Origin of the sequence: Bacillus sp. AFS029637 (assembly GCF_002584985.1) — a bacterium.
Classification (GTDB): Bacteria; Bacillota; Bacilli; order Bacillales; family Bacillaceae_G; genus Bacillus_A.
In genome coordinates, this window is the sequence record NZ_NUPZ01000030.1 from 1 (window position 1) to 17,789 (window position 17,789).

The 17,789-nt window shown below is 38.8% G+C and carries 28 protein-coding genes; 2 read left to right on the plus strand and 26 right to left on the minus strand.

The window, feature by feature from the left end; translation table 11 throughout:
- Nucleotides 1-75: 75 nt before the first annotated feature.
- On the minus strand, nt 76-294 hold the full coding sequence (locus COE49_RS15740) for a hypothetical protein (protein WP_088232933.1): 219 nt from the start codon (nt 292-294) through the stop codon (nt 76-78).
- Between the two features lie 170 nt (nt 295-464).
- Here COE49_RS15740 and pdaB point away from each other — a divergent pair, with 170 nt between their 5' ends.
- Entirely contained in the window at nt 465-1,229 is a 765-nt protein-coding gene (gene pdaB / locus COE49_RS15745) for a polysaccharide deacetylase family sporulation protein PdaB (protein WP_088232932.1), read from the plus strand.
- A 124-nt stretch (nt 1,230-1,353) separates the two neighbouring features.
- Here the strand turns inward: pdaB and kbaA are convergent, their stop codons facing one another.
- Nucleotides 1,354-1,965, minus strand: a complete 612-nt coding sequence (gene kbaA / locus COE49_RS15750; protein WP_088232931.1) for a KinB signaling pathway activation protein KbaA — start codon at nt 1,963-1,965, stop codon at nt 1,354-1,356.
- 138 nt (nt 1,966-2,103) lie between these two features.
- On the opposite strand from kbaA, the gene gerD reads away from it, so the two are divergent.
- Nucleotides 2,104-2,721: a spore germination protein GerD gene (gerD, locus tag COE49_RS15755; protein ID WP_088232930.1), complete on the plus strand. Its 618-nt coding sequence runs from the start codon at nt 2,104-2,106 to the stop codon at nt 2,719-2,721.
- A 56-nt stretch (nt 2,722-2,777) separates the two neighbouring features.
- On the opposite strand, the gene COE49_RS15760 is transcribed toward gerD, so the two are convergent.
- The 24 genes from COE49_RS15760 to rpsH all read right to left on the minus strand — a co-directional run bounded on the left by COE49_RS15760 (nt 2,778) and on the right by rpsH (nt 17,778).
- Nucleotides 2,778-3,842 (minus strand): Mrp/NBP35 family ATP-binding protein, encoded by a 1,065-nt coding sequence (locus tag COE49_RS15760; protein ID WP_088232929.1) that lies wholly within the window; start codon nt 3,840-3,842, stop codon nt 2,778-2,780.
- A 144-nt stretch (nt 3,843-3,986) separates the two neighbouring features.
- Nucleotides 3,987-4,700: an N-acetylmuramoyl-L-alanine amidase CwlD gene (gene cwlD, locus COE49_RS15765; RefSeq protein WP_071711511.1), complete on the minus strand. Its 714-nt coding sequence runs from the start codon at nt 4,698-4,700 to the stop codon at nt 3,987-3,989.
- A gap of 66 nt (nt 4,701-4,766) precedes the next feature.
- Nucleotides 4,767-5,195, minus strand: coding sequence for a YbaK family protein (locus tag COE49_RS15770; protein WP_001101006.1), 429 nt, complete (start codon nt 5,193-5,195; stop codon nt 4,767-4,769).
- A 162-nt stretch (nt 5,196-5,357) separates the two neighbouring features.
- Nucleotides 5,358-5,750, minus strand: coding sequence for a 30S ribosomal protein S9 (gene rpsI, locus COE49_RS15775; RefSeq protein WP_000079986.1), 393 nt, complete (start codon nt 5,748-5,750; stop codon nt 5,358-5,360).
- A 21-nt stretch (nt 5,751-5,771) separates the two neighbouring features.
- The gene (gene rplM, locus COE49_RS15780) at nt 5,772-6,209 is read right to left on the minus strand and encodes a 50S ribosomal protein L13 (protein WP_001260795.1); all 438 of its coding nucleotides are present in this window, start codon (nt 6,207-6,209) and stop codon (nt 5,772-5,774) included.
- Between the two features lie 152 nt (nt 6,210-6,361).
- Entirely contained in the window at nt 6,362-7,105 is a 744-nt protein-coding gene (truA, locus tag COE49_RS15785; RefSeq protein WP_088232934.1) for a tRNA pseudouridine(38-40) synthase TruA, read from the minus strand.
- Nucleotides 7,106-7,119: 14 nt separating this feature from the next.
- Nucleotides 7,120-7,914, minus strand: coding sequence for an energy-coupling factor transporter transmembrane component T family protein (locus tag COE49_RS15790; RefSeq protein ID WP_001186522.1), 795 nt, complete (start codon nt 7,912-7,914; stop codon nt 7,120-7,122).
- Nucleotides 7,902-8,783 carry an energy-coupling factor ABC transporter ATP-binding protein gene (locus tag COE49_RS15795; RefSeq protein ID WP_088232928.1) on the minus strand — a complete coding sequence of 294 codons (882 nt, stop codon included), beginning with the start codon at nt 8,781-8,783 and terminating at the stop codon, nt 7,902-7,904. Before COE49_RS15795 ends, COE49_RS15790 begins: the two co-directional genes overlap by 13 nt.
- Nucleotides 8,759-9,601, minus strand: a complete 843-nt coding sequence (locus tag COE49_RS15800; protein WP_140417510.1) for an energy-coupling factor ABC transporter ATP-binding protein — start codon at nt 9,599-9,601, stop codon at nt 8,759-8,761. The genes COE49_RS15795 and COE49_RS15800 overlap by 25 nt, the downstream gene beginning before the upstream one ends.
- Before the next feature lie 103 nt (nt 9,602-9,704).
- A complete protein-coding gene (gene rplQ / locus COE49_RS15805; RefSeq protein WP_000331490.1) occupies nt 9,705-10,067 on the minus strand; it encodes a 50S ribosomal protein L17 in 363 nt (120 codons plus the stop codon).
- A gap of 35 nt (nt 10,068-10,102) precedes the next feature.
- Nucleotides 10,103-11,047: a DNA-directed RNA polymerase subunit alpha gene (locus COE49_RS15810; RefSeq protein WP_000569643.1), complete on the minus strand. Its 945-nt coding sequence runs from the start codon at nt 11,045-11,047 to the stop codon at nt 10,103-10,105.
- Nucleotides 11,048-11,228: 181 nt separating this feature from the next.
- Nucleotides 11,229-11,618 (minus strand): 30S ribosomal protein S11, encoded by a 390-nt coding sequence (gene rpsK, locus COE49_RS15815; RefSeq protein WP_000101799.1) that lies wholly within the window; start codon nt 11,616-11,618, stop codon nt 11,229-11,231.
- 24 nt (nt 11,619-11,642) lie between these two features.
- Nucleotides 11,643-12,008 carry a 30S ribosomal protein S13 gene (gene rpsM, locus COE49_RS15820; RefSeq protein ID WP_000090788.1) on the minus strand — a complete coding sequence of 122 codons (366 nt, stop codon included), beginning with the start codon at nt 12,006-12,008 and terminating at the stop codon, nt 11,643-11,645.
- 21 nt (nt 12,009-12,029) lie between these two features.
- Nucleotides 12,030-12,143: a 50S ribosomal protein L36 gene (rpmJ, locus tag COE49_RS15825; protein WP_000868344.1), complete on the minus strand. Its 114-nt coding sequence runs from the start codon at nt 12,141-12,143 to the stop codon at nt 12,030-12,032.
- A gap of 35 nt (nt 12,144-12,178) precedes the next feature.
- Nucleotides 12,179-12,397 (minus strand): translation initiation factor IF-1, encoded by a 219-nt coding sequence (gene infA / locus COE49_RS15830; protein WP_001029884.1) that lies wholly within the window; start codon nt 12,395-12,397, stop codon nt 12,179-12,181.
- 68 nt (nt 12,398-12,465) lie between these two features.
- On the minus strand, nt 12,466-13,212 hold the full coding sequence (gene map / locus COE49_RS15835; protein ID WP_088232926.1) for a type I methionyl aminopeptidase: 747 nt from the start codon (nt 13,210-13,212) through the stop codon (nt 12,466-12,468).
- On the minus strand, nt 13,212-13,862 hold the full coding sequence (locus COE49_RS15840; protein ID WP_001048996.1) for an adenylate kinase: 651 nt from the start codon (nt 13,860-13,862) through the stop codon (nt 13,212-13,214). Before COE49_RS15840 ends, map begins: the two co-directional genes overlap by 1 nt.
- 56 nt (nt 13,863-13,918) lie before the next feature.
- Entirely contained in the window at nt 13,919-15,220 is a 1,302-nt protein-coding gene (gene secY / locus COE49_RS15845; protein ID WP_000490116.1) for a preprotein translocase subunit SecY, read from the minus strand.
- Entirely contained in the window at nt 15,220-15,660 is a 441-nt protein-coding gene (rplO, locus tag COE49_RS15850; RefSeq protein ID WP_000766080.1) for a 50S ribosomal protein L15, read from the minus strand. Before rplO ends, secY begins: the two co-directional genes overlap by 1 nt.
- A gap of 33 nt (nt 15,661-15,693) precedes the next feature.
- A complete protein-coding gene (gene rpmD / locus COE49_RS15855; protein ID WP_001085231.1) occupies nt 15,694-15,876 on the minus strand; it encodes a 50S ribosomal protein L30 in 183 nt (60 codons plus the stop codon).
- Nucleotides 15,877-15,889: 13 nt separating this feature from the next.
- Complete coding sequence (gene rpsE / locus COE49_RS15860; protein WP_000554646.1) at nt 15,890-16,390, minus strand: 30S ribosomal protein S5; 501 nt, start codon at nt 16,388-16,390, stop codon at nt 15,890-15,892.
- 21 nt (nt 16,391-16,411) lie between these two features.
- Nucleotides 16,412-16,774, minus strand: coding sequence for a 50S ribosomal protein L18 (rplR, locus tag COE49_RS15865; RefSeq protein ID WP_000628816.1), 363 nt, complete (start codon nt 16,772-16,774; stop codon nt 16,412-16,414).
- 33 nt (nt 16,775-16,807) lie between these two features.
- Nucleotides 16,808-17,347 (minus strand): 50S ribosomal protein L6, encoded by a 540-nt coding sequence (gene rplF / locus COE49_RS15870; RefSeq protein WP_000086556.1) that lies wholly within the window; start codon nt 17,345-17,347, stop codon nt 16,808-16,810.
- A 32-nt stretch (nt 17,348-17,379) separates the two neighbouring features.
- Entirely contained in the window at nt 17,380-17,778 is a 399-nt protein-coding gene (gene rpsH, locus COE49_RS15875) for a 30S ribosomal protein S8 (protein ID WP_000245511.1), read from the minus strand.
- Between the last annotated feature and the right edge of the window lie 11 nt (nt 17,779-17,789).

Consider the following 17,789-nt stretch of genomic DNA (forward strand, 5'->3'; position numbering starts at 1 on the left):
TTTGTCGTTTTCTGCGTTTCTGCATCAGCGACGGTTATTAATTTATCATATATTAACTATTAACGTCAACACTTTTTAATAAAAATTTCTTTTTCTTACATAACGGATACATTCTTCCGCGTTAGCAACTCTCCGAAACAAACAAAAAATGATTTTATATCTTTCTTCCATTGCCTTTTTTACAACGTCATGAATACGCTCATCTTCAAAATCAAATAAAAGTTCCTCTAGCTCTCTCTTCAACATGTATTCCATTTCTTTTCTCTCTTCTTTCGTCAACATAATCCCAAGCAAATCATCACCTCAATAATCCCTTACGGGGCAATAAACATTCCGCTCATTTTCACTTATCAAAATCCTCTCATTCATTATATCCACTACTTACGATATTAATCACTTGTTCTCTTTTTTATATTTTAAGCATATATGTAACTGAAAAGGATTGGACAAAGGGGCGTAATATTATGTTTTTCTTTTTTATTACGAGTAAAAGAACTTTTAAACACATTAGCTTAATAGTAATACTTTCCTTATTTACGGCATGGCTTCTCTTTTTAAAAACATATTCACATGAGTCTGCTTTTTCAACAGCTACAGGACCTAAGGTAATTTACAAAGGGGACACCAGTAAAAAACAAGTTGCATTCACGTTTGATATTAGTTGGGGAGACAAAAAGGCTATTCCAATCCTTGATACACTTAAAGAAAGAGATATTAAGAATGCAACCTTCTTCCTTTCTGCTGCATGGGCAGAAAGACACCCTGATATTGTTGAACGCATCATGAAAGATGGACATGAAATCGGTAGTATGGGCTATAATTACACGTCCTACACTTCTCTAGAGACAAATGAAATACGAAGAGATCTTTTGCGTGCACAAGATGTTTTTACGAAACTCGGTGTGAAACAAGTCAAGCTATTACGTCCGCCTAGTGGAGACTTTAACAAAGCAACACTTAAAATAGCAGAATCACTCGGATACACTGTCGTTCACTGGAGTAATAATTCGAACGATTGGAAAAACCCAGGTGTAAATAATATCGTATCCACCGTCTCTAATCATTTGAAAGGTGGAGATATCGTTTTATTACATGCATCCGACTCTGCCCTTCAAACAAATAAAGCTTTACCACTGCTTCTACAAAAGCTAAAGAGTGACGGATATGAACAAATATCTGTCTCACAACTTATTTCCAACACAAGTACAAAAAGTGAAGATGTAAAGTAATTTCCCTACTACCCTTCACACATAAAAAGCTCTATTACCTTTCATCCAGGTAATAGAGCTTTTTTTATCCTGATATTCACAGTAGTACAACTATTACTGCGTAAAAACAAGATAATTCTCTTAATTAAACAGATTTACTCGTTCTTCCAATTAAACGATGTAACACAAGTAACTGATATGCATTACACAATAAAAGTGGTATCACCATTAAATATAACCAATCTGTATCATTAATCCGAAGTGCTGGTACCCATTCAAGAATTGTGACGACAACCATAAAAAACAGGGCAGGCACAAATGCTTTTTTATTCGTTTCTTTACTTTTTATATAAGCAACAATCGCTCCAAACACAAATAATACCCCAGCAACAAGTATGTTATTCCCTAATGAAACTTCCCCATTTGCAATAAGTACGGATCTTAAATATACGAAATCAAATAATACAAATGCGATAAAGAAAAGTTGTACTGCATTCCATAAAGAAGATGACCGAAACATCCCGAGTCCAAAACGATGAATTGTTAAATATGCAAAGAACCCCATTTGACTTATAACACTAAAAATAAATCCTACACCCATCAACCAGAAAGAAATTGCTAGAATTTCCTTACCGTCGAAATTTTGAAAAAATTTAGCGTACTTGTCCCACTCTAAAACAAACCCGATAAAGACCGTACTAATTCCTCCAAGAAACAACGTCGTTAAAAATAGTCGTACCCACTTGCGGCTATTCACAACACATCCCCCATTATTCGTATATTTCTAATTAAATTGTATCAATGACAATTTCAAAAAGCTAGCCATGTTCATGTATAAATTCCTTAAAGATATTTATATTAAAAAAGAGAACTGTGTTGAAAGGAGTCCCAATTTATGAAACGGATGCTACTCGTTTTGATTTCTTCTTTTTTATTTATCGCACTTGTAGCATGTGCACAAGAAAAAGAAGCTAAATCCGAACTAGATTACGATCAAACAAAGAAAATGATTATTGATATTTTAAAAACTGACCAAGGAAAGAAAGCTATTCAAGATGTATTAACAGATGAAAAAATGAAACAAGCACTCATACTAGATGAAACAGTAGTAAAGAAAACGATTGAAGATGCAATGGTATCCGACAAAGGGCAACAATTCTGGGAAAAGCTCTTTAAAGACCCTGAGTTCTCATCGAAATTCGCTAAAAGTATGGGAAAAGAACAGACAAACTTAATGAAAACTCTCCTAAAAGATCCTGAATACCAATCAGGTGTGATAGAAATTATGAAGAACCCTGAAGTAGAAAAAATAATGCTGCAAACAATGAAGAGTAAAGAGTACCGTCAATATTTACAACAAGTACTAACAGAAACCGCTGAAAGCCCTCTCTTCCAAGCTAAGATGATTGACATCATTAGTAAAGGTGTACAAAAAGCTGAAAAAGGTGGGTCTGATAAGAAAGAAGCGGGCGGTGAAGGTGGTTCCCAAGAAGGGAACAAAGAACAACAGTAAAAATACTAACTATAATAATGAGTGGACGATATATATATCGTCCACTCATTATTACTTTACTTTTGCGTGACAGCTGTTTTCTCAATCACTGTTTCAGCTATCGTACGATAAATAAGACCCGTTGTATGTGTATCTTCATATACTGACGGCGCAAAGTCCTCTTTATTCCAATCAGGTTGTTGAAGTGGAATTCGGCCAAGTACATCTGTTTGGAGTTCTGTAGCTAATTTATCTCCTCCACCTCTTCCAAATACATACTCTTTCTCTCCAGTTACTTTACTTTCAAAATACGCCATATTTTCAACAACACCAAGAATACTATGTTCTGTGCGTAAAGCCATCGCTCCAGCACGTGCTGCTACGAACGCCGCTGTTGGATGAGGTGTCGTTACAATAATCTCTTTACAAGCCGGTAACATCGAATGTAAGTCTAGCGCAACATCACCTGTACCTGGAGGTAGATCTAATACTAAATAATCTAAATCACCCCATTCTACTTCTGTGAAGAAGTGATTTAACATCTTCCCAAGCATTGGCCCTCTCCAAATAACCGGTGCATTATCTTCTACAAAGAATCCCATAGAGATTACCTTTACACCTAGACGCTCTACCGGAATTATCTTATCACCTCTTACGATAGGACGTTTTTCTATCCCCATCATATCTGGTACGCTAAAACCGTAAATATCTGCATCAATAATACCAACCTTTTTCCCTAGACGAGCTAAAGCAATTGCAAGGTTAACAGAAACTGTTGATTTTCCAACTCCACCTTTTCCACTCGCCACTGCTAAAAATGTCGTTTTTGAGTTTGGTGATAATAAAGATTCACTCTTCTCTTCTTGCGGCGGCGCAAACTGAGCTAATTCCTCTTCCGTAAACTCTGCAAAACGAAGTCCCACCGTTGCTGCCCCAAGTTCTTTTACTAACTTTACGATTTCGGCTTGCAATTGCATTTGTTCTGCTGTACCCATTTTTACAATTGCAATTTTAACACTCACATGTCCCTTTTCCGGCTTGACTGTTACCTCTTTAATTGCATTTGTTTCTTTTAACGTTTTATGTAAAAACGGATCTACAATCCCTTCTAATGCTTCTACTATTTGCTCTTTCGTTACCATAATTAGCCCAGCCCCCTGTATGAAAAATAACGTAATGTTAATTAAATTTATCTCTCTTCATTCCTGAAATAAATGCGTTTACATTTCCAGTATAACATATTTTCCGAAAACTTCGTTAACGACAGAAACTCAAAAAAATCCTCCTTATTCTGGAGGATTTCCTTTTTCCGTGAAATAACGTAATATACCACGATATATAGCGGCAGCTACCTTTTGCTGATATTTCTCCGAATTTAACATATACCTTTCGTTCACATTCGATAAAAAGCCAGCTTCAATTAAAGCACCTGGTGTCTTCGCATACTTTAATAAATACACATGAGAAATCGTTTTAGCAGAACGGTTCGTATTTTCTAAACTCGTTCGCAATTCAGCTTGTATAAATTTCGCAGCACGTTCATTTTCAAGTAACGAACGATAATAGAACGTTTGTGCGCCTTTTGATCCACTACTCGTTAAAGCATTTAAATGAATACTTGCAAAAAAGTCTACATCAGGTTTATTAATGATCTCTACACGCTTTTTTAAATCCTCCGCTTTACGTCTACTATACGACTTTGTATCCTTGTGAGCTAAATCATAGTCTCCCTCACGTGTTAAAATAACTAACGCACCTTGTTCTTGTAAATAATCTTGTACTTTCTTTGTAATCTCAAGTGTAATATCTTTTTCTATAATATCCTTTCCACCAACAGCCCCTCCGTCTGGCCCACCATGCCCAGCATCTAGTACAATTACTTTCCCTGATAAGGGTAAATTCCAAGCTCGCCACGATTTTGTAATTTGAAACTCTTGTTTGACCAAAAAAAACAAAACAACCGCAGCGAGTGCAAAAGAGATAATTCGAATTCTCTTCATACCTTTCCTCCTCCAGCTAGTCCCTCTAATTACTTATATGGGACAAGAGGAAAGTTTATGCTTGTCTTAATGAAGCTTTAATCGATATCTTCTTTCACCTTTTTCATATCCTTCCTGCCACCATAAGCCGATAAACTGCTGGCAAGATTCAAAAAGTAATTCCTCATCTTGTAACTTAATTTCTCGCATAGTCATGCTCGTTAAAAATTGAAATAGTGTTTCTGTTAATTGTTGCTCTTCTTCCAAAGCTCTATATTTCACGTCAAAGAACGATTCGCCATAATAACCAAATTTACTATATCTCGCTCCTAATAAATACGATTCTATCCCTAATTCAATGCAGTAATCTTCATACTGACGATGAAGCTCCTGCATCTGAAAGGCATCTCTAATATTTGAACGTAATGTTTTTAATGATAATTCCCGCAGCATCTTTCGTTCATATTTCAACTGCTTTTCTTTTTGTTTTTCTTGTAAGCTGACAATGACATTCATAGTACTTATAAACCTCCCTACTACGTATTAGTCTAAACTTCTAGAGAAGAAGCATACGCGAGCGGATAGCACTAAAATATTCCAAGCAATAAAAATTATAAAAGAGGAATGAAACATAAAAAAACCCCAACCAAAATGGTTGGGGTTTGTAGTTCGCAAAAATTAACGTTTTGAGAACTGAGGTGCACGACGTGCGCCTTTAAGACCGTATTTTTTACGCTCTTTCATACGTGCGTCACGAGTTAATAGACCTGCACGTTTTAGTGTTAGACGGTATTCTGGATCAGCTTTTAATAAAGCGCGAGAAATACCGTGACGAATAGCACCAGCTTGACCAGTGTATCCACCACCATTTACGTTTACAAGTACATCGTAGTTACCTAAAGTTTCTGTTGCAACTAGAGGTTGTTTCACTACTTCACGTAATGCAGCAAATGGGATATAGTTTTCAAAATCACGACCGTTAATGATAACGCGTCCTTCGCCTGGAACTAGGCGTACGCGCGCTACTGAACTCTTACGACGTCCAGTGCCATAGTATTGAACCTGTGCCAAAGTAAGCCCTCCTTTAATTAATTATCCGCGAAGTTCGTAAACTTCTGGTTTTTGTGCTTGGTGTGGATGCTCTGCTCCAGCATACACGTTTAGTTTCTTAGAAACTTGACGGCCTAAGCGTCCTTTTGGAAGCATGCCTTTAATTGCAAGCTCTAACATTTGTACAGGGTAGTTTGTACGCATTTCTAGAGCTGTTCTTTGCTTAAGTCCACCTGGGTGGTTAGTGTGACGGTAGTAAATTTTATCGTTTAATTTATTACCTGTTAAATGAATTTTCTCAGCGTTAATAATAATTACATGATCACCCGTGTCAACGTGTGGTGTAAATGTAGGTTTGTTTTTACCGCGTAAAATAGATGCTACTTCCGTAGATAGGCGACCTAAAGTTTGACCTTCAGCATCAACCACATACCATTTACGCTCAACTTCGTTAGCTTTTGCCATAAAAGTCGTACGCATGTGTTTCCCTCCTCGTTATCTTTTCCATAGAAAAAATCTATTGTTTATCTTAAACACGATTTCCTTCCGGGGCTAATCGTGGTTTTAGAAACAATACCATATGTTATGATATACTTTTGAGTTTCTAATGTCAAGCAAATGTTACACCAGGATTAGTTGTTATAGTTTACCTCCCATAAGTAAAGCCCATGACCTGGAGCCATCTTTCCAGCAAACTGACGATTTTGTTTCGCTAAAATCTCTGGAATGCTATCAGGATCAAGCTTTCCTTGCCCTACGCTAAGCAACGTACCAACAATAATTCTGACCATATTATATAAAAATCCATTGCCTACAAAACGAAAAATTAATTCATCGCCTTGCTCAATTAATTCTATTTCATAAATTGTTCGCACTTTATCCTTTTTGTCAGTTTTTGCAGAACAAAAAGAGGTGAAATCATGCGTTCCAATAAAATACGGAATCGCTTTTCTTATAGAATTGATTTCAAGCGGATATGGATATTGATATACGTAATTTCTACGGAATACATCCGCAGTCTTTGATAATAATACACGATAACGATATTCTTTTTTCTCAACACCGTAACGCGCATGAAATTCTTCAGTTTTTTTCTCTACCTGCCTGATAACAATATCATCTGGCAACATTGTGTTTAAAGCATTACTCCATTGCCACTCTTCAAGAGACAACGGTGTATCAAAGTGTATTACTTGTCCTTTGGCATGAACGGTAGAATCCGTTCTGCCCGATGCCTGAACACGAACAAGCTCCCCTTTATGCAATTTCTGCAATGCTTTCTCTATCTCTTGTTGAACAGTACGATGCTGCGGCTGAATTTGATAACCACAAAAATGCATGCCATCATATGCAACCGTACATTTTATTCTATCCATTTCTCTATTCTCCATTACGATCGCACCCATGCCAAAATACAAGCTAAACAAAGTAAGCTTATAATCGTTACTGTATCGCTTGTTTTCCAGCGTAGTTGCCTAAATTTAGTACGTCCTTCGCCACTTTGATATCCACGGGCTTCCATCGCGATTGCTAAGTCCTCTGCACGCTTAAAAGCACTGATAAATAGAGGAACGAGTAATGAAATGATAGCTTTCATCCTATCCTTTATCGGGCCCCCTGCGAAATCAATACCACGTGACGCTTGTGCCTTCATTATTTTACTCGTTTCATCCATTAGTGTCGGGATAAAACGAAGAGAAATTGACATCATTAACGCGATTTCATGAACAGGAACTTTTATACGCTTCAACGGCTTTAATAACGTCTCCAACCCATCTGTAATTTCAATAGGTGTCGTCGTTAACGTTAATAATGTCGTCATTAGAATAATAACGAAGAATCGTATAGAAATGTATATCCCTTGCTCTAATCCTTTTTCATGTATAGAAAACCAACCAAGTTGGAATAGTACATCCCCTTCTTTATTTGTAAAAATATGCAGGAAAAATGTAAAAAGAAAAATCCATAAAATTGGTTTTAAGCCCGAAAGTACATAACGAATCGGCACTTTTGCAAAAAATAAAGCAATGAGTGCATATAAAAATAAAAATCCATATGAAATCGCATTATTTGCCAAGAAAACAACAAATACATATAAAAAGACAATCAGCAGCTTCGTACGTGGATCAAGTTGATGAATAAGTGAATTCCCTGGGATATATCTCCCAATAATCAACTGCTGCATGATTCATGACCACCTTTTCGTAACACCTGCACAACTTCATGAGTAAGATCCTCTAAAGATAAGGTAGCCTTTGGAATTGAAATGCCAAACTTCTCTTCAATTGCACGTTTATACTTTAAAGACATAGGAAGATCAACGCCAATTTTTTCTAATTCATCAGCATGTGAAAATACTTCCTCTGCACTTCCTTGCAAAAAGACCGTTCCTTTATGCATGACTACAACCTGCTCTGCATACTTAGCAGCATCCTCCATATTATGCGTTACAAGGATAACTGTAAGACCTTTCTCCTTATGTAGCTTATAAAACATCTCCATAAGTTCATTCTGCCCTTTAGGATCTAGCCCTGCTGTAGGTTCATCTAATACAAGCACTTCGGGTTCCATAGCCAGTACGCCCGCTATCGCAACACGCCTCATTTGCCCTCCACTTAACTCGAACGGAGAACGTGTTAATAGTTCTGTATCTAATCCTACAAGTTCAATTGCCTCTCTGGCCTTTTTCTTCGCTTCTTCTACAGATACCCCAAAGTTTGTAGGGCCGAAACAAATATCTTTCTCCACAGTCTCTTCAAACAACTGATGTTCTGGGAACTGAAAGACAACCCCTACTTTTTTACGTAGTGGCTTTAGCTTCTTTTCTTTCTTTCCTGCCGAAATGAAATGTTCACCAATTTGAACCGTACCATTTGTCGGCTGCAATAAACCATTTAAATGTTGAATCATCGTCGACTTACCTGAACCAGTATGACCGATAATGGCATAATAGCCCCCACTTGGAAACGACACGTCTACATCATAAAGTGCGCGTCTTTCAAATGGAGTTTTATATTGATAACGATGTTCTACTTTTTGGAATGTAATCTCCAAAGTTCGTTCACCAAGCTTTCCATTGTAAGATGCGTATTTTGCAAGTGAATTTCATTTCTTTTTAATAATTCTGCTATTTTCACTGAAAAAGGTACATCTAATCCAATTTCTTGGAGCATATGAGAGGATTTGAAGATTTGCTCTGGGGTCCCTTCCTCCAATATTTCTCCCTTGTTTAAAATAACAACCCGGTCTGACTGTGCCGCCTCTTCTAAATCGTGCGTAATTGATAACACAGTAATCCCTTTCTGATTAACGAGCTGTCTAACCGTTTCTACTACTTCACGTCTCCCCTGAGGGTCTAGCATTGACGTTGCTTCATCTAGTATTAAAATAGATGGCTGAAGCGCTAAAACGCCTGCTATTGCCACTCGCTGCTTTTGTCCACCAGATAACGAATGAGGCTCATCATTAAGAAAATCTTCCATACGGACGAGTCGTAGGGCCTGTTCCAACCTTTCTACCATCTGCTCTCTTGGCATTCCGATATTCTCCAAACCAAATACAACATCATCTTGCACTGTTGTTCCAACAAATTGGTTATCTGGATTTTGAAATACCATTCCAATTTGCTTTCGAACATCCCATACCGTTTCCTCTGATAAAACCATTGTATCGTTTACTGTAATTGTCCCTGCTTCCGGCAAAAACAAACCATTCAATAATTTTGCAAGTGTAGACTTCCCTGAACCGTTTTGTCCAATAACAGATACCCATTCTCCTTCATATAAGGAAAATGAAACATCTTTTAATGCATAAGTGGCTGCCCCAGGATATTGAAATGATATATTTTCTGTCCGAAGTTTCTCTTTTTTCAATACAAGGCACCCTTTCTTTTGCCAAGTTAGCCTATTTTTATATTTAAAAAAAAGGGCCATGACCAGTTTCTTGAAAAGAACTGTCCTGCCCTTTTAATTATCATTATACTAACTCGATAATTACCATTGGTGCTGCGTCTCCGCGACGTGGACCAATTTTTGCAATACGAGTGTATCCGCCTTGGCGCTCAGCATAGCGTGGAGCTACATCAGCGAATAGTTTTTGAAGTGCATCTTGACCAGTCTCAGCGTTAGCTACTTCATTGCGAATGAAAGCTGCTGCTTGACGACGAGCATGAAGATCTCCGCGTTTACCTAAAGTGATCATTTTTTCCACTACAGAACGAAGTTCTTTTGCACGAGTTTCTGTCGTTTGGATGCGCTCGTTGATAATTAAATCAGTAGCTAAGTCACGTAACATAGCTTTACGTTGCGCACTTGTACGGCCTAATTTTCTGTATGCCATTCGTAGTTCCCTCCTTTGTTGATGGGTTTAAATCCTCAGTCGTCTTTACGTAAACCTAAACCTAATTCCTCAAGTTTATGTTTAACTTCTTCTAAGGATTTACGTCCTAAGTTACGAACTTTCATCATATCTTCTTCTGTTTTGTTCGCAAGCTCTTGTACAGTATTAATTCCTGCACGTTTTAGGCAATTATAAGAACGAACAGAAAGGTCTAGTTCTTCGATAGTCATCTCAAGAACTTTCTCTTTTTGATCTTCTTCCTTCTCGACCATAATCTCAGCATTTTGTGCTTCATCAGTTAAACCAACAAAGATATTTAAATGCTCAGTTAAGATTTTGGCACCTAAAGAGATAGCTTCTTTTGGCCCGATGCTTCCATCCGTCCATACATCAAGCGTAAGCTTATCATAATTAGCCACTTGTCCGACACGTGTCTTTTCCACTTGGTAAGTCACACGTGATACTGGAGTATAAATAGAATCAATAGGAATTACTCCTATTGGTTGATCTTCGCTTTTATTTGCATCAGCTGGCGTATACCCACGGCCACGCTTTGCAGTTAAACGCACGCGGAAATGCGCATCTTTTGCTAACGTTGCAATGTGTAAATCTGGATTTAAGATTTCTACATCACTATCGTGAGTAATATCAGCAGCTGTGACAATACCTTCGCCCTGCACATCAATTTCCAACGTCTTCTCTTCTTCAGAGTAGATTTTAAGAGCTAACTTTTTCAAGTTTAAGATGATCGTCGTAACGTCTTCTACTACGCCCTCAACTGTTGAAAATTCATGTAATACGCCATCGATTTGGATAGCAGTAACAGCGGCACCAGGGAGTGAGGATAAAAGAATACGACGTAAGGAGTTACCCAAAGTAGTACCATATCCACGCTCAAGCGGTTCAATTACGAATTTACCATATTTAGCATCTTCGTTAAGTTCAACCGTTTCGATTTTCGGCTTTTCGATTTCAATCATTAACTAAACCCTCCTTCAAAACGTCGAAACCCCGGTTAAACAAAGGTATACACCCCTGTCTAACCGAAAGTCCCCCTTAGGCAGTTCCCGATTGTGCACAACAAGCGATGTTTCTGTACGAAATTTCTCGATAATGCATCATATCCATTATAGACAAAAGGGAAAATTCTATACAGAAAAATTACACACGACGACGTTTTGGTGGACGACATCCATTATGAGGAACTGGAGTAACATCTCTAATTGCTGTTACTTCTAGACCTGCAGCTTGAAGAGCACGAATTGCAGCTTCACGACCAGCACCAGGACCTTTAACAGTAACCTCTAAAGTTTTTAAACCGTGTTCCATTGCAGCTTTAGCAGCAGTTTCAGCAGCCATTTGCGCAGCGAATGGAGTAGATTTACGAGATCCACGGAAACCAAGTGCACCAGCACTAGACCAAGAAAGTGCGTTACCGTGAGTATCTGTAAGTGTTACGATTGTGTTGTTGAAAGTAGAACGAATATGAGCTACACCAGCTTCAATATTCTTTTTCACACGTTTTTTACGAGTGTTTGTTTTACGTGCCATTGTTAGTTCAACCTCCTTTACTTATTATTTCTTTTTATTTGCTACTGTACGACGTGGACCTTTACGTGTACGAGCATTGTTTTTAGAGTTTTGACCACGAACTGGTAAACCACGACGGTGACGAAGACCACGGTAAGAACCGATCTCCATTAGACGTTTGATGTTAAGAGATACTTCACGACGAAGGTCTCCCTCAACTTTAATACGATCGATGATATCACGGATACGTCCTAATTCGTCTTCCGTTAAATCACGAACTCGTGTTTCTTCAGAAATACCTGCTTCAGCAAGAATTTTTTCAGCAGTTGTACGACCAATGCCGAATACGTAAGTTAAAGAAATAACAACGCGTTTGTCTCGAGGAATATCTACACCTGCGATACGTGCCATTACGAATGCACCTCCTTCTGATTAACCTTGTTTTTGTTTATGTTTAGGGTTTTCACAAATAACCATTACTTTTCCACGTCTACGAATAACTTTACATTTTTCGCAGATTGGTTTAACTGACGGTCTTACTTTCATGTCTCGAACCTCCTTAAAGATTACGGAGTGCTATATTATTTAAAACGGTACGTAATACGACCACGATTTAAATCGTACGGAGATAATTCTACCGTAACTTTGTCTCCTGGTAAAATACGAATGAAGTTCATACGGATTTTACCAGAAACGTGAGCCAATACGACATGCCCATTCTCTAATTCTACTTTGAACATAGCATTTGGCAACGTTTCAAGAACGGTACCTTCGACTTCAATTACATCATCTTTAGCCATTCAATAGTTCTCCCTTCTTCAAATCAGTAACATTTTACACTGCTCTGAAATCCCGGAGAGCCAGCTACTTATAAAGTGGTAAGGATTTCGTATCCTGCTTCTGTAAGAGCAATCGTGTGCTCAAAATGGGCACACCATTTACCATCTACCGTTACCACTGTCCAGTCATCAGATAGTGTTTTTACATATCGTCTTCCTTGATTCACCATCGGCTCAACACAGATGACCATTCCCGGCTTTAATCTAGGGCCTCTATTTGGTGGACCATAGTGCGGGATTTGAGGGTCCTCATGTAAGTCTTGCCCGATTCCGTGACCAACATACTCCCTAACGATCGAGAATCCATTCTCTTCAGCATGGGTTTGAACCGCATGTGAGATATTTGATAATCTTTCGCCTGGTTTTACTTGTTCTAGACCAAGATACAACGATTTTTCTGTGACATCAAGTAGCTTTTGAACAGATTCAGAAATGTTTCCAACTGGATACGTCCATGCAGAATCTCCATGGTACCCATTGTATTTCGCACCAATATCGATACTGATGATATCGCCCTCTTTGAGCTTGCGCTTCCCTGGAATTCCGTGTACAAGCTCTTCATTTACAGAAGCACATATGCTCCCCGGAAATCCGTTATATCCTTTAAAAGATGGCGTAGCACCATATTTTCGAATCGTCTTTTCCGCTATTTGATCGAGCTCTTTCGTTGTAATTCCTGGAGTAATGTGCTGTTTCAACTCTTGATGAGTTAAAGCAACGATTCTGCCCGCTTCTCGCATGATTTCTATCTCGCGAGGAGTTTTGCAGATGATCACTACGCTAAGCCTCCGATGAGAACATCGATATCAGCAAATACTTTATTGATATCTTGCTCACCATTAATGCTTTGTAAGTAACCAAGCTCTTCGTAGAAATCAAGCAAAGGTTTTGTTTGCTTAATATTTACATCTAAACGATTTGCTACAGTTTCTTCATTGTCATCAGAGCGTTGATATAATTCGCCACCACATTTATCGCACACATCAGCTTTTGCTGGTGGATTGAATTCTAAATGGTAAGTCGCACCGCACTCTTTACAAATGCGACGGCCTGTAAGACGTTTTAATAACAACCCTGAATCCACATTAATGTTTAAAACATAGTCGATTTTTTTGCCAAGATCTTTCATAATTTCTTCAAGAGCTGATGCTTGTGCAACAGTTCGTGGGAAACCGTCCAGTAAGAAGCCTCTTACGCAGTCTTCTTGACTTAAACGTTCACGAACGATTCCGATTGTAACTTCATCTGGAACAAGTGCACCTTTATCAATAAAAGATTTTGCTTGTAGACCCATTTCAGTTTCAGCCTTCATAGCTGCACGGAACATATCTCCTGTTGAAATGTGAGGGATGTTATACTTGGCAACAATCTGTTCGGCTTGTGTACCTTTACCAGCACCAGGAAGCCCCATTAAAATTAAGTTCATCCTTGTTCCCCCTCAGAGTACATGAGCATGTAGGGAAGACAATTCTTCCCACCTACTCACTGCTTGATAAACCCTTTGTAATGGCGTTTTACCAGTTGGCTTTCTAGCTGCTTCATTGTTTCTAAAGCAACGCCGACAACGATTAACATACTCGTTCCACCAATCTGTGCAGATGGAGGAAGATTTCCCAGTTTCGTAAAGATAACTGGTAAGATTGCAATCGCTGCTAGGAAAATTGATCCTACAAAGGTCAAACGATACAAGATTTTTGTTAGATATTGTTCTGTATTCTTACCCGGACGAATACCAGGAACATATCCACCTTGCTTGTTTAGATTCTCTGACATTTGCTCTGGATTAACCTGAACAAACGCATAGAAATATGTGAAGGCTACAATGAGCGCAACATATATGATCATTCCCACTGGATGAGAATAGTTAAAGTTTGCAATAATCCACTGCGATACATCATGATCCGGGAAGAACTGTGCAATAGTCGGAGGCGTAATTAAGAATGAAACAGCAAAAATTACTGGAATAACACCAGCACTATTTACCTTAAGCGGTAAATGTGTGTTTTGTGCTCCAGCATAACCACCATTTCCTCCTGTTACACGCTTCGCATATTGAATTGGGATCTTTCTAACAGCCTGTTGAATGAAAATAACACCTACAATAACTGCTAGCACAGCTAGTAAAATCAATGCAACTTTAACGATACTCATGAACAATTGATCTCCGATATTTTGAAACTGTTGCTGATACACTTGAGATATAACACTTGGGATCGCTGCGGCAATACCACCAAAGATAAGGATGGAAATACCATTACCTACACCTTTAGCTGTAATCTGTTCACCTAACCACATTAAAAATGCAGTACCAGCAGTCAGTACCGTAGCAATGTATAAATAAGTGCTCCAACCAGGATTCAAAATTAATTGCCCACCTACCATACCGTTAAAACCGATTGACATACCAAACCCCTGAATAAACGCAAGAACAATTGTAAAGTAACGCGTGAATTGCGTTAATTTACGACGGCCCATTTCACCTTGCTTCGACCATTCCGAAAATTTAGGAACAACATCCATCTGCAATAATTGCACGATGATGGATGCTGTAATATACGGCATGATTCCCATCGCAAAGATGGAGAAGTTTTTCAAGGCTCCACCGCCAAATGTATTTAGAATACCTAAAGCATTTAATTGATCTTGTGCCTTCAGTACGTCTCCATTTGTAAATGGCACGGGGATAAACGTGCCAATCCTGAATACGATTAACATCGCTAAAGTGAATAATATTTTACGTCTTATCTCAGCAACGCGCATAAAGTTGGAGATTGTACGAAACATTAGATCACCTCAACTGATCCGCCAGCTGCTTCAATTGCTTCTTTAGCACTTGAAGAGAACTTGTGCGCTTTAACAGTTAGTTTTTTCTCTACTGCTCCGCTTGCAAGAATTTTAACACCGTCGTTTAACTTGCTGATAACGCCAGTTTCCAGCAATAATTCAGGTGTTACTTCTGTACCATCTTCAAAACGATTTAACGTTGATAAGTTTACAATAGCAAACTCTTTACGGTTAATGTTTGTGAAGCCGCGTTTTGGTAAACGACGGAATAATGGAGTTTGACCACCTTCGAAGCCAAGACGAACACCGCCGCCAGAACGTGCGTTTTGTCCTTTATGACCTTTACCAGCAGTTTTACCGTTACCAGAACCGATACCACGACCGACACGGTTACGTACTTTACGAGAACCTTCTGCAGGTTTTAATTCATGAAGTTTCATTCCCAGGCACCTCCTTATATTAATGAGTTATCCTTAAGCTTCTTTTACAGTTATAAGGTGAGAAACTTTGTTGATCATACCAAGAATAGCAGGAGTTTCTTCCTTAACTACAGTTGAATTCAACTTTTTAAGACCTAAAGCTTCTACCGTCGCACGTTGATCTTGTGGACGACCAATTACACTACGAGTGAGGGTAATTTCTAACTTTTTCGCCATTTGTTTTCCCTCCTTAACCTAGTAGCTCTTCTACAGATTTACCGCGTAATTTTGCAACATCTTCAGCGCGCTTAAGTTCGCTTAATCCGTTCACAGTAGCGCGAATCATGTTGATTGGTGTGTTAGAACCAAGAGATTTCGAAAGAATATCTTGTACACCAGCTAATTCAAGGACCGCACGAACAGGTCCACCAGCAATAACACCAGTACCTTCAGCAGCAGGTTTTAAGAATACTTCACCAGCTCCAAAGTGACCGTTGATTGTGTGTGGAATTGTTGTACCAACTAATGGTACAGCGATTAAGTTTTTCTTAGCGTCTTCGATAGCTTTGCGGATTGCGTCTGGTACCTCTTGTGCTTTACCAGTACCGAATCCAACATGACCGTTTTTATCGCCAACTACAACTAGTGCAGCAAAGCGGAAACGACGACCACCCTTAACAACTTTCGCGACACGATTTATCGTAACTACACGTTCTTCAAGTTCTAATTTACTTGGGTCAATGCGATGCATCAATTTTCCCTCCTTTGACCATTAAAATTGTAATCCAGCCTCACGAGCAGCTTCAGCTAGAGCTTTAACACGGCCATGGTATAAGTAACCACCGCGATCAAATACTACTTCTTTAACGCCTTTCTCTACAGCACGCTTAGCAACTGATTCTCCAACTTTCGTAGCAGCTTCAATATTGCTAGTACCGTTAAGAGCAAGGTCTTTATCAAGAGTAGATGCACTTACTAACGTTACACCATTCACATCATCAATAACTTGAGCGTAAATATGTTGGTTAGAACGGAACACGTTTAAACGTGGACGCTCTGCAGTACCAGTAAGTTTAGCACGTACACGTGCATGTCTTTTCTTACGAGTCGCATTTTTATCAGCTTTAGTGATCATTTTCTTGTCACTCCTTTCTCTCACCTAACGGGTTTACTTAGCAGTTTTACCTTCTTTACGACGAACAACTTCGCCTTCGTAACGAATACCTTTACCTTTGTAAGGCTCAGGAGCACGTACAGCGCGGATGTTAGCAGCGAATTCGCCAACACGTTGCTTGTCGATACCTTTAATTACGATCTTAGTTGGTGCAGGTACTTCAACTTCAAGACCTGCTTCCGGAGTCATTTCTACTGGATGAGAATAACCTACGCTTAATACAAGTTTATCACCTTGTTTTTGAGCACGGTAACCAACACCGACTAATTCAAGTCCGCGTGCGAAACCTGCAGTTACACCTTCAACCATGTTTCCGATTAAAGCACGAGTTGTACCGTGTAATGCACGGTGTTCCTTCTGTTCAGATGGACGCTCAACTGTTAATGTATTCTCTTCAATTTTGATAAGCATATCAGCATTGAAAGTACGAGTTAATTCACCTTTAGGGCCTTTTACTGTTACAGTATTGTCTTCTGCAACTGTAATAGTAACACCTGCAGGGATTTCAAGAATCTTTTTACCAATACGAGACATGTGGTCACACCTCCGTTCGTTTTAAATATATATTACCAAACGTATGCTACTACTTCTCCACCAGTTTGTAATTGACGAGCGTCTTTGTCCGTCATTACTCCCTTAGATGTAGAAACAAGAGCGATACCTAATCCGTTAAGTACACGTGGTACTTCGTCAGCTTTAGCGTAAACGCGTAAGCCAGGTTTACTGATACGTTTTAATCCAGTGATTACACGTTCATTGTTTGCACCATATTTCAGGAAAATACGAAGGATACCTTGTTTGTTATCCTCGATGTATTCTACATCACGAATGAAACCTTCACGTTTTAAAAGTTCAGCGATCTCTTTTTTGATTTTAGAAGCAGGAACCTCTAATTTCTCATGACGTACCATGTTCGCATTACGGATGCGAGTAAGCATGTCTGCAATTGGATCTGTCATCACCATGTGTTTTACCT

What these genes read in the sequence shown, in the direction of transcription:
- pdaB (WP_088232932.1), top strand. Translation starts at nt 465, where the DNA reads ATGTTTTTCTTTTTTATTACGAGTAAAAGAACTTTTAAACACATTAGC.
- gerD (WP_088232930.1), top strand. Translation starts at nt 2,104, where the DNA reads ATGAAACGGATGCTACTCGTTTTGATTTCTTCTTTTTTATTTATCGCA.
- COE49_RS15760 (WP_088232929.1), bottom strand. Translation starts at nt 3,842, where the DNA reads ATGGTAACGAAAGAGCAAATAGTAGAAGCATTAGAAGGGATTGTAGAT.
- cwlD (WP_071711511.1), bottom strand. Translation starts at nt 4,700, where the DNA reads ATGAAGAGAATTCGAATTATCTCTTTTGCACTCGCTGCGGTTGTTTTG.
- COE49_RS15770 (WP_001101006.1), bottom strand. Translation starts at nt 5,195, where the DNA reads ATGAATGTCATTGTCAGCTTACAAGAAAAACAAAAAGAAAAGCAGTTG.
- rplM (WP_001260795.1), bottom strand. Translation starts at nt 6,209, where the DNA reads ATGCGTACGACTTTTATGGCAAAAGCTAACGAAGTTGAGCGTAAATGG.
- truA (WP_088232934.1), bottom strand. Translation starts at nt 7,105, where the DNA reads ATGGATAGAATAAAATGTACGGTTGCATATGATGGCATGCATTTTTGT.
- COE49_RS15790 (WP_001186522.1), bottom strand. Translation starts at nt 7,914, where the DNA reads ATGCAGCAGTTGATTATTGGGAGATATATCCCAGGGAATTCACTTATT.
- rplQ (WP_000331490.1), bottom strand. Translation starts at nt 10,067, where the DNA reads ATGGCATACAGAAAATTAGGCCGTACAAGTGCGCAACGTAAAGCTATG.
- COE49_RS15810 (WP_000569643.1), bottom strand. Translation starts at nt 11,047, where the DNA reads ATGATTGAAATCGAAAAGCCGAAAATCGAAACGGTTGAACTTAACGAA.
- rpsK (WP_000101799.1), bottom strand. Translation starts at nt 11,618, where the DNA reads ATGGCACGTAAAACAAACACTCGTAAAAAACGTGTGAAAAAGAATATT.
- rpsM (WP_000090788.1), bottom strand. Translation starts at nt 12,008, where the DNA reads ATGGCACGTATCGCAGGTGTAGATATTCCTCGAGACAAACGCGTTGTT.
- rpmJ (WP_000868344.1), bottom strand. Translation starts at nt 12,143, where the DNA reads ATGAAAGTAAGACCGTCAGTTAAACCAATCTGCGAAAAATGTAAAGTT.
- infA (WP_001029884.1), bottom strand. Translation starts at nt 12,397, where the DNA reads ATGGCTAAAGATGATGTAATTGAAGTCGAAGGTACCGTTCTTGAAACG.
- COE49_RS15840 (WP_001048996.1), bottom strand. Translation starts at nt 13,862, where the DNA reads ATGAACTTAATTTTAATGGGGCTTCCTGGTGCTGGTAAAGGTACACAA.
- secY (WP_000490116.1), bottom strand. Translation starts at nt 15,220, where the DNA reads ATGTTTCGTACAATCTCCAACTTTATGCGCGTTGCTGAGATAAGACGT.
- rplO (WP_000766080.1), bottom strand. Translation starts at nt 15,660, where the DNA reads ATGAAACTTCATGAATTAAAACCTGCAGAAGGTTCTCGTAAAGTACGT.
- rpmD (WP_001085231.1), bottom strand. Translation starts at nt 15,876, where the DNA reads ATGGCGAAAAAGTTAGAAATTACCCTCACTCGTAGTGTAATTGGTCGT.
- rpsE (WP_000554646.1), bottom strand. Translation starts at nt 16,390, where the DNA reads ATGCATCGCATTGACCCAAGTAAATTAGAACTTGAAGAACGTGTAGTT.
- rplR (WP_000628816.1), bottom strand. Translation starts at nt 16,774, where the DNA reads ATGATCACTAAAGCTGATAAAAATGCGACTCGTAAGAAAAGACATGCA.
- rplF (WP_000086556.1), bottom strand. Translation starts at nt 17,347, where the DNA reads ATGTCTCGTATTGGTAAAAAGATTCTTGAAATCCCTGCAGGTGTTACT.
- rpsH (WP_000245511.1), bottom strand. Translation starts at nt 17,778, where the DNA reads ATGGTGATGACAGATCCAATTGCAGACATGCTTACTCGCATCCGTAAT.